General features: G+C 72.2%; 15 protein-coding genes. 11 read left to right on the top strand and 4 right to left on the bottom strand.

Features of this window, described 5'->3' with window-relative positions; genetic code table 11:
- Positions 1–129 precede the first annotated feature (129 nt).
- Positions 130–390, bottom strand: coding sequence for a GlsB/YeaQ/YmgE family stress response membrane protein (locus LCD35_RS26915; protein WP_224957717.1), 261 nt, complete (start codon positions 388–390; stop codon positions 130–132).
- Between the two features lie 155 nt (positions 391–545).
- The gene (locus LCD35_RS26920; protein WP_224957716.1) at positions 546–1,739 is read right to left on the bottom strand and encodes an MFS transporter; all 1,194 of its coding nucleotides are present in this window, start codon (positions 1,737–1,739) and stop codon (positions 546–548) included.
- A 270-nt stretch (positions 1,740–2,009) separates the two neighbouring features.
- Here LCD35_RS26920 and LCD35_RS26925 point away from each other — a divergent pair, with 270 nt between their 5' ends.
- On the top strand, positions 2,010–3,032 hold the full coding sequence (locus LCD35_RS26925; RefSeq protein ID WP_224957715.1) for a dihydroorotate dehydrogenase: 1,023 nt from the start codon (positions 2,010–2,012) through the stop codon (positions 3,030–3,032).
- 154 nt (positions 3,033–3,186) lie between these two features.
- Positions 3,187–4,266 carry a glycoside hydrolase family 172 protein gene (locus LCD35_RS26930; RefSeq protein WP_224957714.1) on the top strand — a complete coding sequence of 360 codons (1,080 nt, stop codon included), beginning with the start codon at positions 3,187–3,189 and terminating at the stop codon, positions 4,264–4,266.
- A 33-nt stretch (positions 4,267–4,299) separates the two neighbouring features.
- On the opposite strand, the gene LCD35_RS26935 is transcribed toward LCD35_RS26930, so the two are convergent.
- Positions 4,300–4,725, bottom strand: a complete 426-nt coding sequence (locus tag LCD35_RS26935) for a hypothetical protein (RefSeq protein WP_224978373.1) — start codon at positions 4,723–4,725, stop codon at positions 4,300–4,302.
- Between the two features lie 155 nt (positions 4,726–4,880).
- On the opposite strand from LCD35_RS26935, the gene uvrC reads away from it, so the two are divergent.
- From uvrC to whiA, 4 genes are read left to right on the top strand one after another with little or no spacing between them, the layout of a single operon-like run.
- Positions 4,881–7,046 carry an excinuclease ABC subunit UvrC gene (gene uvrC / locus LCD35_RS26940; RefSeq protein WP_224957712.1) on the top strand — a complete coding sequence of 722 codons (2,166 nt, stop codon included), beginning with the start codon at positions 4,881–4,883 and terminating at the stop codon, positions 7,044–7,046.
- A complete protein-coding gene (rapZ, locus tag LCD35_RS26945; RefSeq protein ID WP_184478207.1) occupies positions 7,043–7,921 on the top strand; it encodes an RNase adapter RapZ in 879 nt (292 codons plus the stop codon). The genes uvrC and rapZ overlap by 4 nt, the downstream gene beginning before the upstream one ends.
- 38 nt (positions 7,922–7,959) lie before the next feature.
- Positions 7,960–8,922, top strand: a complete 963-nt coding sequence (gene yvcK / locus LCD35_RS26950; RefSeq protein ID WP_224957727.1) for a uridine diphosphate-N-acetylglucosamine-binding protein YvcK — start codon at positions 7,960–7,962, stop codon at positions 8,920–8,922.
- Positions 8,913–9,899 carry a DNA-binding protein WhiA gene (whiA, locus tag LCD35_RS26955; RefSeq protein ID WP_224957711.1) on the top strand — a complete coding sequence of 329 codons (987 nt, stop codon included), beginning with the start codon at positions 8,913–8,915 and terminating at the stop codon, positions 9,897–9,899. Before yvcK ends, whiA begins: the two co-directional genes overlap by 10 nt.
- A gap of 12 nt (positions 9,900–9,911) precedes the next feature.
- Here whiA and LCD35_RS26960 read toward each other — a convergent pair whose 3' ends face one another.
- Positions 9,912–10,880 carry a glycoside hydrolase family 16 protein gene (locus LCD35_RS26960; RefSeq protein ID WP_224967586.1) on the bottom strand — a complete coding sequence of 323 codons (969 nt, stop codon included), beginning with the start codon at positions 10,878–10,880 and terminating at the stop codon, positions 9,912–9,914.
- 366 nt (positions 10,881–11,246) lie between these two features.
- Here LCD35_RS26960 and gap point away from each other — a divergent pair, with 366 nt between their 5' ends.
- The 5 genes from gap to LCD35_RS26985 form a co-directional block, all read left to right on the top strand.
- Positions 11,247–12,257: a type I glyceraldehyde-3-phosphate dehydrogenase gene (gene gap, locus LCD35_RS26965; protein ID WP_224957708.1), complete on the top strand. Its 1,011-nt coding sequence runs from the start codon at positions 11,247–11,249 to the stop codon at positions 12,255–12,257.
- 305 nt (positions 12,258–12,562) lie between these two features.
- Positions 12,563–13,765: a phosphoglycerate kinase gene (gene pgk / locus LCD35_RS26970; RefSeq protein ID WP_224957707.1), complete on the top strand. Its 1,203-nt coding sequence runs from the start codon at positions 12,563–12,565 to the stop codon at positions 13,763–13,765.
- Between the two features lie 56 nt (positions 13,766–13,821).
- On the top strand, positions 13,822–14,607 hold the full coding sequence (gene tpiA, locus LCD35_RS26975; protein WP_224957706.1) for a triose-phosphate isomerase: 786 nt from the start codon (positions 13,822–13,824) through the stop codon (positions 14,605–14,607).
- A gap of 177 nt (positions 14,608–14,784) precedes the next feature.
- A complete protein-coding gene (secG, locus tag LCD35_RS26980; RefSeq protein WP_224957705.1) occupies positions 14,785–15,018 on the top strand; it encodes a preprotein translocase subunit SecG in 234 nt (77 codons plus the stop codon).
- Between the two features lie 83 nt (positions 15,019–15,101).
- A partial coding sequence (locus tag LCD35_RS26985; protein ID WP_225045159.1) for an RNA polymerase-binding protein RbpA occupies positions 15,102–15,317 on the top strand: 216 nt, incomplete at its 3' end.

Below are 15,317 nucleotides of genomic sequence, written 5' to 3' on the forward strand. Positions count from 1 at the left end.
CCCGGGGGGGCCGGGCGCCCCCCCCCCGCGGGGGGGGGGGGGGCGGCGGGGGGGGGGGGGGGGGCCGCCCCCCCCGGGGGGGGCGCGGGGCCCCCCCCCCCCCCCCCCCCCGTTCGTCGAGCCCCTGTGTCAGGAACGCGACCGGTTGAAGACCAACCGGTAGGCGATCAGCAGGATGAGCGAGCCGATCACGGCCCACACGAAGCTCATGACGCTGAAGCCGGTGACGCCCTGGCCGCCGAACTGGCTGCTGATCCAGCCGCCGAGCAGCCCGCCGACGACGCCGATCAAGATCGTCACGATGATGCCGCCCGGGTCCCTGCCGGGCAGGATGAACTTCGCGATCGCACCCGCGATCAGGCCGAAGATGATCCAGCTGAGGATGCCCACGGTGTCCTCCTTCCGATTCGCGCGCCGGTCTGCGGCGCGCTGCGCACACGCTCATCGACCGGGTTCCCCGCAGTGGCGTCGATCAATCGCGATCTCCACCACCGAGGCACCCGATCAAGCGTTCCGGAGGCTACGCCGTTACCCGCAGTGGCTGATCACGCCCGTCCGGGCGCCGCGGCCGTCGCGGGCTCGGGGCGCACCGCGCCCGCCGCGACCGCCACCAGCAGCGCCAGCGCGGCGGGCACCGCCAGCCCCACCGACAGCCCGAAGCCCTGCGCGAGCAGCCCGATGAACACCGGCCCGGCCAGCAGCCCGCCGTAGGACAGGGTGCTGACCTGCGCCAGGTCCCGCCCGCTGCGCGCCGGGTCCCGGTGCCCGGCGGCGCTGAAGATCTGCGGCACGATGCAGGACAGCCCGACGCCGAACAGCGCGAACCCGCCCAGCGCCGCCACCGGGTGGTGCAGCAGCAGCGCCACCCCGAGCCCGCTGCCCGCGACGACCCCGCACACCCGGACCAGCGGCACCGGTCCGAACCGCCGCACCAGCCCGTCGCCGAGGAACCGGAACAGCCCCATCGTGGCGGAGAACACGGCGTAGCCCAGCGCCGCGAACCCGGTTCCGGTGCCGAGCTCGTCGTGCAGGTACACCGAGGACCAGTCGGCCATCGACCCTTCGCCGACGGAGCAGAAGAACCCGAGCGCGCCGAGGAACACGATCGCCATCGGGAACCCGCGGACCCGCGGCCCGTCCGCGGCGGGCGGCGCGGGCTCCGGCGGCAGCAGCGCGGGCCGGGCCAGCAGGGACAGCGCCAGCAGCGCCGCCCCGGTCAGCGCGAAGTGCGCGGCGGGGCTCATCCCGAGGTGCGCGGCCAGCGCCCCGGAACCGGCGCCGAGCAGCCCGCCGAGGCTGAACGTGGCGTGGAAGGTGCTCATGATCGGCCGCCGGTAGCGCTGCTCCACCCGCACCGCGTGCGAGTTCATCGCCACGTCGATCGTCCCGTGCGCCGCCCCGAACACCACCAGCCCCGCGACCAGCGTCCCCAGCCCGTCCGCCAGGCCGGGTGCCAGCCCGGACAGCGCGACCAGCGCCCCTGCGGGCGGCACCACCCGCGCGCTGCCGAACCGGTCGGTGAGGTGACCGCAGACCTGCATGGCCAGCACCGATCCGGCGGCGACCGCGAACAGCGCCAGCGTCACCCCGCCGTCGTCGAGGCCCAGGTCCTGCTTGATCGTCGGGATCCGCGCCGTCCAGGTGGCCAGCGCGAATCCGCTCACCACGAAGTAGGCGGTCACCGCCCACCGCGCGCGCCGCGCGGCCGCGCCGGGCTCGGCCGGTGTCGTCTCGGGCACCGCTGTCCTCTCGCTCGGAGTCGGGTCCGGCCCGGGGGATTCCCGGTCCGCCGCCCATTCCACCCGGGCGGTGCCGAGACCGGCTCGTCCGGTCTGCGCGAGTTCAACCGATCATCGCGGCACCGTGCCTGTGAAGGGGGCGAACGGGTGAGGGACAATGGCGCAGGCGTCGAGAGCCGGGGATCCCGGCACGCGCGCCGGGACCCGGCTCCGGCGCGGCCGCCGAGCGGGGGGCACCGGTGCGGCCGGGCGGCGATGGAGGAGGAGACCGTGAGCGTGGCCCAGGAGCGAAATCTTCGGCTGGTGCGGGACGAGCCCCGCGCGCCCGCCGTCCGGATCGGTGACATCCACCTGCGCAACCGGCTGGTCACCGCGTCGAGCCTGCTGGGCTACGGCGTCGCGAACTCCAAGCTGGTGCCCTACGGCATGAGCCCGATCTCGATGTTCGTCCCGCTGGAGCGCTTCGGCGCCGTCACCACCCGCACCGTCACCGTGGAGCCGCGCGAGGGCCACTTCACCACCCAGGACGTGTGGCCGCTGCACGAGGTCCCGGCGCTGCTCAAGCGCTACGGGCAGGCGCTGCGCCAGGTCGACGGCGGCTGGATGAACGCGTTCGGCTGGTGCAACGTCGGCATCGACGCCTACCTGCGCGACTACTACCCGCGCACCCGCTCGCAGAACACGATCATCTCGGTCGGCGGGTTCTCCCCCGAGGAGTTCGTCACCCTGGTGGAGAAGGTCAACGCGGCGGTGCCCGCCGGCGACATCGCGGCGGTCGAGTTCAACGTCTCCTGCCACAACGTCAACTTCGACTTCAACGCGATCATCGAGCAGGTGCTGGCGCAGGCGGTGCCGCGCAGCGACCACCCGGTGATCCTCAAGCTGTCCTCGGACTACGACTACATCGCGCACGCGAAGCTGGCCGCCCGGCACGGGGTGTCCGCGCTGACCGCGATCAACACGGTGAAGGGCCTGCGGCTGGACCCGAACACCGGGCAGCCGCTGCTGAAGAACGGGTTCGGCGGGCTGTCCGGGCGGGCCATCAAGCCGATCGGGCTGCGCGTGGTGAAGGAGCTGCGCGACGCCGGGGTGAAGCTGCCGATCATCGGTACCGGTGGCATCCGCAGCTTCGACGACTGCCGCGAGTACTTCTGGGCCGGGGCGGACGCGGTGAGCATGGGCAGCGCCAGCTGGTTCGCCAGCTACCCGGGCTACGCGCTGTCGCCGGTGCACGGCGCCCGCATCCGCGGCGTGCTCCGCCGCATCGAGCACTACCGGCCGCCGAACCGCTGAGGTCGACCGCCCCTCCCCGCGGTGCCCGGGCTCACCGGAAATGGTGATCTTGGGAAATGCCGATCGGATGAATGATCTCGACACGAACGGGTCCCGGAACGTTGACTCTCCGGGGGCGGGATCACCGGTCCAGCACGCGAACTGGGAGGGGCGCATGTCCGGTTACGGGACGTTCGGGAGCAGCCTGCGGGACCTGCCGAGGCTGCGGCAGTCCAGGCGGGGCCGCGTCTCCAGCTGGGATCGGACCGGCGGCAACACCGACAACATCCGGCTCGCGCCGGGGGAGAGCCGCGAGCTGGCGCGGCTCACCGGACCCGGTGCGGTGACCCACATCTGGTGCACGGTCGCCGTCGAGGACGGGCCGCACCGGCCCGAGGTGGAGGGCGACTACCTGCGCAGGCTCGTCCTCAAGATCACCTGGGACGACGCCTCGCACCCGAGCGTGCTGGTACCGCTCGGCGACTTCTTCGGCATCGGCCACGGGCGCACCGAGAACTTCGTGTCCGCGCCGCTGCAGATGAGCCCGCAGGACGGCAAGGGCTTCAACTGCTGGTTCGCCATGCCCTTCGCCGAAGGCGCCCGGTTCGAGCTGATCAGCGAGCTCAGCCTCAAAACGGTGATCTTCTACTACTACGTCGACTACGAGCAGTACCAGCAGGCCGACCCCGATCTCGGCTACTTCCACGCGCAGTGGCGCCGCGAGGACCCCACCGACGGCGTCGAGCAGGGCGACCAGAGCAACGACGAGTTCCTGTTCGGCGGCACCAACCTCGACGGGGCGGGCAACTACGTGATCCTGCGGGCCGAGGGCCGCGGGCACTACGTCGGATCGGTGCTCAACGTGCACAACCTGCGTTCCACCACCGACTGGAACTGGTACGGCGAAGGCGACGACATGATCTTCATCGACGGTGAGCCGTGGCCGCCGCGGCTGCACGGCACCGGCACCGAGGACTACTTCAACACCGCCTGGTGTCCCAGCCAGCCGTACCACGCGCCCTACCACGGACTCACGCTGCCGGGCGGGCGGAACTGGAGCGGGCAGGTGTCCTACTACCGGTTCCACGTGGAGGACCCGATCACCTTCGACTCGTCGATCGAGGTGAGCATCGAGCACGGGCACGCCAACAAGCGCTCCGACGACATCTCCTCGGTCGCCTACTGGTACCAGACCCTGCCGTCGAAGCCCTTCGGCCTGCTGCCGGTGCACGACAGGTTGCCGCACCCGCTGTGAGCTCCCCGCCGGTCCCGCCGCGGGCGGGGCCGGTCAGGGCGAGTCGGCCGGGCGGTTCGCGGTCAGCGCCCACAGCACCGCCACGTCGCCCGCGATGATCAGCAGCGACCACAGCGGCTGGTACGGGACGAACAGGAACCCCGCCACCGCGCTGAGCACCGCCAGGGCCGGGGGCGCCGGACGGGACCGGCGGCCGGCGGTCAGCAGCCCGGTCCCCGCGACCGCCACCAGCACGCCCAGCACCAGGTGCAGCCAGCCCCACGTCGCCACGTCGTAGCCGAACACGTAGCTGCCCAGCACCACCAGGAACAGGTCCGCCGCGACCGTCGCCACGGCCACGGCCACGTGGAACGCGCCCACCAGCACCAGCATGATCCCGGCGAACCGCACCGGCCCCCGCGCCCGGGCACCGCCGGTGCGGCGCACGGCGTGCGCGCCGCCGTGCCCGACCTGCGCCATCGTTGATCAACTCCTCGTCCTCGCGCGCTCCGCCGGGCCGACCCGGCGGGCCTCCCAGGACATCGCGTGACGGCGGCACCACCCAGGGGCGAAGGTCCCCGAGCGGGCCCCGATGCCGTGACGGGGAGTGTCGGCCGCGCACGTAGGGTGGAGCCGTGGCCGACCCGTCGACGTACCGCCCAGCGCCCGGAACCGTTCCGGACGCCCCCGGCGTGTACCGCTTCCACGACGCCGAGGGGCGGATCATCTACGTCGGGAAGGCGAAGAGCCTGCGCAGCAGGCTGGCGAACTACTTCGCGGACCTCTCCGGGCTGCACCCGCGCACCCGGCGGATGGTCACCACCGCCACCGGCGTGCGCTGGACCGTCGTCGGCACCGAGGTGGAGGCGCTGCAGCTGGAGTACTCCTGGATCAAGGAGTACGACCCTCGGTTCAACGTGCGCTACCGGGACGACAAGTCCTACCCGGTGCTGGCGGTGACCCTGCACGAGGAGTACCCGCGGCTGCACGTCTACCGCGGCCCGCGCCGCAAGGGCGTGCGCTACTTCGGCCCGTACGCGCACGCGTGGGCGATCCGGGAGACGCTGGACACGCTGCTGCGCGTGTTCCCGGCCCGCACCTGCTCCAGCGGGGTGTTCAAGCGGCACGGGCAGATCGGGCGGCCCTGCCTGCTCGGCTACATCGGCAAGTGCTCGGCGCCGTGCGTGGGCCGGGTCGACGCCGACGAGCACCGGGCCATCGTGGACGACTTCTGCGACTTCCTCAGCGGCCGCACCGACACCCTGATGCGCAAGCTGGACCGCGAGATGAAGGAGGCGTCCGCCGAGCTGGAGTTCGAGCGGGCCGCCCGGCTGCGCGATGACCTGGAAGCGCTGCGCCGCGCCATGGAGAAGCAGGCGGTGGTGCTCGGCGACGGCACCGACGCCGACGTGATCGCCTTCGCCAAGGACGAGCTCGCCGCCGCGGTGCAGGTCTTCCACATCCGCGGCGGCCGGGTGCGCGGCCAGCGCGGCTGGGTCATCGACCTGGAGGCCGAGACCGAGCTCGCCGAGCTCACCGGCCGGTTCCTCACCCAGTTCTACGGGGAGCAGGCGGCGTTGGCCGACCAGGCCGACGCGGGCGGCACCCCGGTCCCGCGCGAGGTGCTGGTGCCGGAGGTCCCCGAGGACGCCGAAGCACTGGGGCAGTGGCTCGGCGAGCTGCGCGGCAGCCGCGTGGACCTGCGGGTGCCGCAGCGCGGCGACAAGCGGACCTTGATGGAGACCGTGGAGCGCAACGCCAAGGAGGCGTTCACCCAGTACAAGCTGCGCCGCGCCGGTGACCTCACCGCCCGCTCGGCGGCGCTGCAGGAGCTGCAGGAGGCGCTGGAGCTGGACACCGCGCCGCTGCGCATCGAATGCGTGGACGTCAGCCACGTGCAGGGCAGCGACGTGGTGGCCTCGCTGGTGGTGTTCGAGGACGGGGTGCCGCGCAAGTCGGAGTACCGCCGGTTCTCGGTGCGCGAAGGCGCCGAGGGCGGCGACGTGGGCTCCATCGACGAGGTGGTGCGCCGCCGGTTCGCCCGCTACCTCAAGGAGACCGGTGCCGCGGAGACCGGCACCGGGCAGCTCGGTGCGGGGGAGGCCGACGCGGGAGCGTCCGGCACAGCAGAACCCGACGTGGCGGGTTCCGGCACACCGGGTTCCGCCGCCGGGCAGTCCGGCGCACCGGACCAGGACGCCGGGCGGCCCACCAGCGAGTCCGAAGTGGACGTCCGCGCCGCCTCCGGCGAGGTCGCCGACCTCGACGGTCCGGCCCCCGGCATCGACCCGGAGACCGGCCGCCCCCGCAAGTTCGCCTACCCGCCGAACCTGCTCGTCATCGACGGCGGCGCGCCGCAGGCCAACGCCGCGGCAGACGCGCTCACCGAACTCGGCGTCACCGACGTCGCCGTGATCGGCCTCGCCAAGCGCCTCGAAGAGGTGTGGCTGCCCAACGAGCCCGACCCGGTCATCCTGCCCCGCACCAGCGAGGCGCTGTACCTGTTGCAACGGGTGCGCGACGAAGCGCACCGGTTCGCGATCACCTACCACCGGCAGAAGCGCTCCAAGCGGCTCAGCCGGTCCGTGCTCGATTCCGTCCCCGGGCTTGGGGAAGCCCGGAAGACCGCCCTGCTGAAGCACTTCGGTTCGGTGCGCAAGCTCAAGCAGGCGAGGATCGAGGACATCATGGCGGTACCCGGCTTCGGCAGGCGTACCGCCGAGACCGTGTGCGCGGCCCTGGCCGCCGAGGCGGCCGGGGCAGGCGGGGGAGACACCAGCACTGAAGGGGAGAATCAGTGAGCGAGGAGAAGTCGGGCATCGAGGTCGCCGTCGTCAGCGGCCTTTCCGGCGCCGGGCGCAGCACCGCCGCCAAATGCCTGGAGGACCTGGGCTGGTTCGTCGTGGACAACCTGCCCCCCGAACTGATCGCGACGATGGTGGAGCTGGGGGCGCGTTCCAGCGGCGCGATCACCCGCGTCGCGGTCGTGATGGACGTGCGCAGCCGCGCGTTCACCGAGGACCTCGGCTCGGTCATCAAGGACCTGGACGCCCGCGGCTACAAGCCGAAGGTGCTGTTCCTGGAGGCCACCGACGAGGTGCTGATCCGCCGCTTCGAGCAGGTGCGCCGCGGCCACCCGCTGCAGGGCGAGGGGCGGCTCGCCGACGGCATCGCCAACGAGCGCGCGCTGCTGTCCCGGCTGCGCTCCGAGGCCGACCTGGTCGTGGACACCACCGGGCTGTCCGTGCACCAGCTGCGCACCAAGATCGAGGACGCGTTCGGCACCGAGGCCGAGACCCGCACCCGGGTCACCGTGCTGTCCTTCGGCTACAAGTACGGGCTGCCGATGGACGCGGACCTGGTGATGGACTGCCGGTTCCTGCCGAACCCGTTCTGGATCCCGGAGCTGCGCGAGTTCAACGGCCTCGACGAGGAGGTCCGCAACTACGTGCTCGGGCAGGAAGGTGCCGAGGAGTTCCTGGAGAGCTACCAGGGCCTGCTGCGGCTGGTCGGCGCCGGCTACCACCGGGAGGGCAAGCGGTACCTGACGCTGGCGCTGGGCTGCACCGGCGGCAAGCACCGCAGCGTCGCCCTCGTCGAGGAGATGGCCCGCAGGCTCGCCGACGACGAAGGGATGATGGTCAAGACCGTCCACCGGGACCTGGGGCGCGAGTGAGCTCGGCCGCACCACCGCACGACCCCGCCGAGCGCCCGCTGCGCGCGGTCGCGCTCGGCGGCGGGCACGGCCTGCAGGTCACCCTCGCCGCGCTGACCCGGCTCACCCCGGACGTCACCGCCGTGGTCACCGTCGCCGACGACGGCGGTTCCTCCGGGCGGTTGCGCCGCGAACTCGGGATGCTGCCGCCCGGCGACCTGCGCAAGGCGTTGGCCGCGCTGGCTTCGCCGGACGAGAACGGGCAGCGCTGGGCGCAGGTGTTCCAACACCGCTTCGGCGGCAACGGGGCGCTGGCCGGGCACGCCGTCGGGAACCTGCTGCTGGCCGGGCTGCTCGACGTGGTCGGCGACCCGGTCGCGGTGCTCGACGAGGCCTGCCGGCTGGTCGGCGCTCGCGGCCGGGTGCTGCCGATGTCCGGCGAGCCGCTCGACATGGAGGCCGAGGTGGTGGGCCTGGACGCGGACCCGGACGCGGTGCGCACCATCCGCGGCCAGGTCGCGATCGCCAGCACACCGGGCCGGGTGAAGAAGGTCCGGCTCACCGCGGCGAACGGCGAGCAGCGCACCCCGCAGGCCTGCCCGCACGCGGTGCGCGCGGTGCTGGACGCGGACGTGGTGCTGCTCGGCCCCGGATCCTGGTTCACCAGCGTGCTGCCGCACCTGCTGGTCCCGGAGCTGCACGAGGCGCTGGTGTCCACGAGCGCGCGGCGCGTGGTGGTGCTCAACCTCGTCCCACAACCGGGCGAAACGGCGGGTTTCTCCCCGGAGCAACATCTCGACGTACTCTCGCAGCACGCACCGCGGTTGTCCGTGGACGCCGTCCTCGCGGACGCCGGATCGGTGCCGACACCTGATCGGCTTCGTGCTGCGGCGACCGGGCTGGGTGCGCAAACTCTGCTCGACACTGTCGCCTCGCCCGCCGCGCCGGGCAGGCACGACCCGGAGGCGCTCGCGGCGAGCCTGGCGGCCGCGTTGGAGAGGAGGAGTGACCGGTGGCGATGACCGCGGCGGTCAAAGACGAACTGAGCCGGTTGCCGGTGACCAAGACCTGCTGCCGCAGATCCGAGGTCTCCTCACTGCTGCGGTTCGCGGGCGGGCTGCACATCGTCGGCGGCCGGGTCGTGGTGGAAGCCGAGCTGGACAGCGGTTCCTCGGCGCGCAGGCTGCGCAAGGAGGTGCACGAGCTGTTCGGGCACACCTCCGACGTGCACATGATCACGTCCGGTGGCCTGCGCAAGGGCACCCGCTACGTGGTGCGCGTCGTCAAGGACGGCGAGAGCCTCGCCCGCCAGACCGGGCTGCTGGACCCCCGCGGACGTCCGGTGCGCGGGCTGCCCGCGCACGTCGTCTCCGGCGGCTCCTGCGATTCCGAATCGGCCTGGCGCGGAGCTTTCCTCGCGCACGGCTCGCTCACCGAACCCGGCCGGTCCTCCGCGCTGGAGGTCACCTGCCCGGGACCGGAGGCGGCGCTCGCCCTGGTCGGCGCGGCCCGGCGGCTCGGCGTGCAGGCCAAGTCCCGCGAGGTCCGCGGCGCCGACCGCGTCGTGGTCCGCGACGGCGACGCCATCGGCGCGCTGCTGACCAAGCTCGGCGCGCACTCCAGCGTGCTGTCCTGGGAGGAGCGCCGGATGCGCCGGGAGGTGCGGGCCACCGCGAACCGGCTGGCGAACTTCGACGACGCGAACCTGCGCCGCTCGGCCCGCGCCGCGGTCGCCGCGGCCGCCCGCGTGCAGCGCGCGCTGGACCTGCTCGGCCCCACCGCGCCGGACCACCTGCTGGTGGCCGGGCGGCTGCGGCTCGCGCACCGGCAGGCGTCGCTGGAGGAGCTCGGCCAGCTCGCCGACCCGCCGATGACCAAGGACGCGGTGGCCGGCCGGATCCGCCGCCTGCTGGCGATGGCCGACAAGCGGGCCCGGGAGCTCAACCTCCCCGACACCGAATCCGCGGTCACCTCGGAACTGCTCGAAGCCGAGGTGTGACGGCCGCGCGGATCACCGGTTGTAGACGGCGATGTAGTCGACGAGCATCGGGTGCCCCGGCTCCGTCGCGTCGGTCGGCGTGGTGATCCCGGAGTTCTTGTCCGGGAACTGGCCGCCGACCGCGACGTTGAGCAGCACGAAGTACCCGTCGTGCTCGGTCATGCTCCGCCACGCCGCGGCGTCCACATCGGACTCGCGCACCGAGTGGTACTGCTGCCCGTCCACGTACCAGCGCAGCTCCTCGACCTCGCCGCTGCGGTCCCACTCGAACCGGTAGGTGTGGAACGCCTCCTGGCAGGTGCTGTCCGGGCACTCCCGGCTCGCGGCCAGGCCGTCGGTCTCGTCGCAGGAACCGCCGGGGGAGACGTCGCAGTGCAGCACGCCGTACACGCGGTTCTCGGCGTTGACGTTCTCCATGATGTCGAACTCGCCGATGGTGGGCCAGCTCCACAGGTCCTCGCGGTACGGCGAGCCCAGCGCCCAGAACGCGGGCCAGTAGCCCAGCGCCCCGTCCGCGGCCACGTCCGGCATCCGGATGCGGCCCTCGATGCGCAGCACGCCGCCCTCGGCGGCCTTGAAGTCGCCGCGCCGCGTCTCGATCCGCGACGAGGTCCAGGCCCCGGACTCGTCCCGGCGCGGGGTGATCGCCAGGTTGCCGTCGCCGTCCTGCTGCAGGTTCTCCGGATCGGCGGTGTAGGTCTGCACCTCGCCGGTGCCCCAGCCGTCCGGTCCGCCCGGGTAGCCGCGGCCGGTGTCGACCTGCCAGTCGTCGCCGGGGGCGGCACCCGCCGCGCCGGTGAAGTCGTCGCCGAAGGTCAGCGTCCAGCCCTCGTCCGGCGGCGGGACGTCGGCCCCGGCCGGGGCGGTGACCAGACCGGTCAGGCCGATCCCCGCGGCGAGCGCGGCCGCGGCCAGCCGGCCGCGCCCGCGCGGAGCCGTCCCCGTCGTCGTCCGGTTCCGTGATCTTCCGGGCAGCGCCATCGCGCAGTCCTCCCTCGGGTCGGGCCCGGCCGGGCGCCGGGCCTCGCCGGCCACCGCGCTCCGCCCGGCCCCGCCGCGGAGGCGGTACCGGTGCAGAGACGTCGATCACGACCGACCAGCACATTCTTGAGAGCGCTCTCACGGCGGTCAACCGGCGGATGCAGCACGTAGGGGCACCCGAAAGGCAGACATCGCGGCACGAGCGGGTGATCATCGGTCGCGCCGGGGCGAGCTGCGCCATGATTGTTCCGGAAGGCGCGCGCCCGGTCGTCTGCGCAGTTGGCGCGGACAGATAGGGTGCTGAGGAGTCCATCAACCGCTCACCCGTCGCGTCGAGGCGGCAGGGTCAGTCACGAGGAGATAGGCGTGACCGTTCGCGTAGGGATCAACGGCTTCGGCCGCATCGGGCGGAACTTCTGGCGGGCCGCGACCGCCAGCGACCACGACATCGAGATCGTGGCCGCCAACGACCTGGGCGATGTCGCGACGATGGCCCACCTGCTCAAGTACGACAGCGTCCTCGGGCGCCTCGAGCAGGACGTCAAGGTCACCGACGAGGGCATCGAGGTGGGCGGCAAGCAGATCAAGATCCTGGCCGAGCGCGACCCGGGCAAGCTGCCCTGGGGCGACCTGGGCGTGGACGTGGTCGTCGAGTCCACCGGCTTCTTCACCAACGCCGCGGACGCCCGCAAGCACGTCGACGAGGGCGGCGCCAAGAAGGTCGTCATCTCCGCGCCCGCCAAGGGCGAGGACCTGACCGTGGTGCTGGGCGTCAACGACGACAAGTACGACGGCTCGCAGACGATCATCTCGAACGCGTCCTGCACCACGAACTGCCTGGCCCCCATGGTCAAGGTGCTCGACGACACGTTCGGCATCCAGCGCGGTCTGATGACCACGGTGCACGCCTACACCGCGGACCAGAACCTGCAGGACGGCCCGCACAAGGACCTGCGCCGCGCCCGGGGTGCCGCGATCAACGTGGTGCCGACCAGCACCGGTGCGGCCAAGGCCATCGGCCTGGTGCTGCCGGAGCTCAACGGCAAGCTCGACGGCTACGCGATGCGCGTGCCGGTGCCGACCGGTTCGGTCACCGACCTCACCGCGACCGTGGGCAAGGAGACCTCCGTCGAAGAGGTCAACGCCGCGTTCCGCGCCGCCGCCGGCGAGGGCAAGCTCAAGGGCGTGCTGCGCTACAGCGAGGACCCGATCGTCTCCAGCGACATCGTGACCGACCCGGCCTCCACGGTCTTCGACGCGCCGCTGACCAAGGTCATCGGCGACCAGGTCAAGATCGTCGGGTGGTACGACAACGAGTGGGGCTACTCCAACCGCCTCGCCGACCTTTCCGCCTTGATCGGTTCTAAGCTGTCCTGACGGGCTCGTTCTGCTCTGAGCTCGGGTAGCGGAACCTCAGGTGTCCTCTCGCTGCGGGATCTTTTTCCCAAGTGGCTCCGCCACGAGGGAAAAAGCCGTCCTCGCGAGAGGCCACCTGAGAACCCGCGGGTGGTCCGGCTGCGTGCGTGGTCGCTGCTCAGCGGCTTCGCCGCTGACCGGACGATGGTCGGCCGGGGAGCGGACGCTCGGGCGGCGGGCTCACGAGTTCGGGCTGTCGGAAGCTTGTTGAAGGTCCCGCATGAGCCGTGCTCGTGCGGGCCTTCTCTTTCATGTGAGGAGCAGACGTGAAGAACCTCGACGATCTGCTGTCCGAAGGAGTTCGGGGGCGTCGCGTGCTGGTGCGCGCCGACCTCAACGTTCCGCTGGACGGCGACGAGATCACCGACGACGGCCGGGTGCGGGCCTCGCTGCCGACGATCGAGAAGCTGACCGGGGCCGGTGCGCGCGTCGTCGTCACCGCCCACCTCGGCCGCCCGAAGGGCGAGCCGGACCCGCAGTTCTCGCTGGTACCGGTGGCGCGCAGGCTCGGTGAGCTGCTGGGCGCCGAGGTGGCGGTGGCCGGTGACGTGACCGGGGACTCCGCCCGCTCCGTGGTGGAGGGGCTGGCCGACGGTTCGGTGGCGCTGCTGGAGAACGTGCGGTTCGACCCGCGCGAGACCAGCAAGGACGACGCCGAGCGCGGCGCGTTCGCCCGCGAGCTGGCCGAGCTGGTCGGCGACGGCGCGGCGTTCGTCTCCGACGGCTTCGGCGTGGTGCACCGCAAGCAGGCCTCCGTCTACGACGTGGCGAAGCTGCTGCCGGGCTACGCGGGCGGACTGGTGCTGTCCGAAGTGGACGTGCTGCGCACCCTCGTCGGCGACCCGCGACGGCCCTACGTGGTGGTGCTCGGCGGGTCCAAGGTCTCCGACAAGTTCGGCGTGATCGAGGCACTGCTGCCGAAGGTCGACAAGCTGCTCATCGGCGGCGGCATGGCCTACACCTTCCTGGCCGCGCAAGGCCACCAGGTCGGGTCGTCGCTGCTGCAGAACGACCAGCTCGACGCCACCCGCGAACTGCTCGCGGAGCACGGCGACAAGCTGGTGCTGCCCGTCGACGTGGTCGTCGCCGACGCGTTCGCCGCCGACGCGAACACGCGGGTCGTCGAGGCCGACGCCATCCCCGAGGGGTGGATGGGCCTGGACATCGGGCCGCGCAGCGTCGAGCTGTTCGCCGACGCCCTGCGCACCGCGGGCACCGTGTTCTGGAACGGCCCCGCCGGCGTCTTCGAGTTCGAGGCGTTCGCCGCGGGCACCCGGGGCGTCGCGCAGGCCATCGTCGACTCCGACGCGTTCAGCGTCGTCGGTGGCGGCGACTCCGCGGCCGCGGTCCGCACCCTCGGCCTGCCCGAGGACGGGTTCTCGCACATCTCCACCGGTGGCGGCGCTTCGCTGGAATTCCTCGAAGGCAAGGACCTGCCGGGTGTCGCGGTCCTCGAAGGCGAAGCCTGACCGCCCGAACCGTCGAGCGTGGTGACTAGCGGCTCCGCCGCAGGAAAGGACTCCGCATGGCCAGGACTCCGCTGATCGCGGGCAACTGGAAGATGAACCTGAACCACCTGGAAGCGATCGCCCTGGTGCAGAAGGTCGCCTTCGCGCTGCCCGAGAAGTACTTCGCGAAGGTCGAGGTGGCGGTCATCCCGCCGTTCACCGACATCCGGAGCGTGCAGACCCTGATCGACGGCGACAAGCTGCTGCTCAAGCACGGCGCGCAGGACGTCTCCGAGCACGACTCCGGCGCCTACACCGGTGACGTGTCCGGCCCGATGCTCGCCAAGCTCGGGTGCAGCTACGTGGTCGTCGGGCACTCCGAGCGCCGCGAGTACCACGCGGAGACCGACGAGGTCGTCGGCCGCAAGGTGCGGGCCACGCTGAAGAACGGCATGTCGCCGATCCTCTGCGTCGGCGAGCAGCTCGACGTCCGTGAATCCGGCGGGCACGTCGAGCACTGCACCACCCAGCTGATCAACGCGCTGAAGGGCCTCAAGGCGGAGCAGGTCCGCTCCGTCGTGGTCGCCTACGAACCGGTGTGGGCCATCGGCACCGGCAAGGTCGCCACCGCCGACGACGCGCAGGAGGTGTGCGCGGCGCTGCGCGCGGCGCTGGCCGAGAAGTACGGCAAGGAGATCGCCGACGAGGTGCGGGTGCTCTACGGCGGCTCGGTCAAGTCCAGCAACATCGGTGAGCTGATCGCGCAGACCGACGTGGACGGCGCGCTCGTCGGCGGTGCGAGCCTCAACGGCGACGAGTTCACCAAGCTCAGTGCGATGGCGGCGGGCGGCCCGCTGCCCTGATGCTCCGGCCGGTCCGCACGGGCCGGCCCGGCGAGCGCCCCGGCCGCGTGACCTCGTCGGCGGGGGCGGTGCACCCACCGACCGCGGTGGAACACCGGCGCTAAGGCGGACGGCGGTCCACCGGACGAACGCCAACCGGTACTCTCGGTGGCGAACCGCTGTGTGAACGAGGACGTGATGAATCTAATCCTGCAGATCGGCCTGATCCTGACGAGCGTGCTGCTGGTGCTGCTGGTCCTGCTGCACCGGGCCAAGGGCGGCGGGCTCTCCTCGCTCTTCGGCGGTGGCATGCAGTCGAGCCTGTCGGGTTCCAGCGTGGCGGAGAAGAACCTCGACCGGATCACGATCGTGGTCATCGCGGTCTGGGTGATCTGCATCATCGGTACCGGGCTGCTGATCAAGATCGGTTGACGGTCCGGCGAGCTGGCAGCGGTTGACCAACAGCGGCCGGCCGGTGCGGCCGGTCCTCCGTGCGGCTTGGTGGGTGAGAGTGCATGACTGGCGGTAACGCGATCCGAGGCACGCGCGTCGGCGCGGGCCCGATGGGCGAGTCGGAGCGGGGCGAGTCGGCACCGCGCAGGCGGGTCGACTACTGGTGCGCCAACGGCCACCACACGCGGCCGTTCTTCTCGATGGACGCCGAGGTGCCGGACCAGTGGGACTGCCCCCGCTGCGGGCTGCCCGCGGGCCAGGACGAGCAGAACCCGCCG

Origin of the sequence: Saccharopolyspora sp. 6V, from assembly GCF_020176785.1 — a bacterium.
GTDB classification, from domain to species: domain Bacteria; phylum Actinomycetota; class Actinomycetes; order Mycobacteriales; family Pseudonocardiaceae; genus Saccharopolyspora_C; species Saccharopolyspora_C gregorii.

Coding starts and splice junctions, on each gene's coding strand:
- tpiA (WP_224957706.1), top strand. CDS start 13,822: ATGGCCAGGACTCCGCTGATCGCGGGCAACTGGAAGATGAACCTGAAC.
- LCD35_RS26935 (WP_224978373.1), bottom strand. CDS start 4,725: ATGGCGCAGGTCGGGCACGGCGGCGCGCACGCCGTGCGCCGCACCGGC.
- LCD35_RS26960 (WP_224967586.1), bottom strand. CDS start 10,880: ATGGCGCTGCCCGGAAGATCACGGAACCGGACGACGACGGGGACGGCT.
- secG (WP_224957705.1), top strand. CDS start 14,785: ATGAATCTAATCCTGCAGATCGGCCTGATCCTGACGAGCGTGCTGCTG.
- LCD35_RS26930 (WP_224957714.1), top strand. CDS start 3,187: ATGTCCGGTTACGGGACGTTCGGGAGCAGCCTGCGGGACCTGCCGAGG.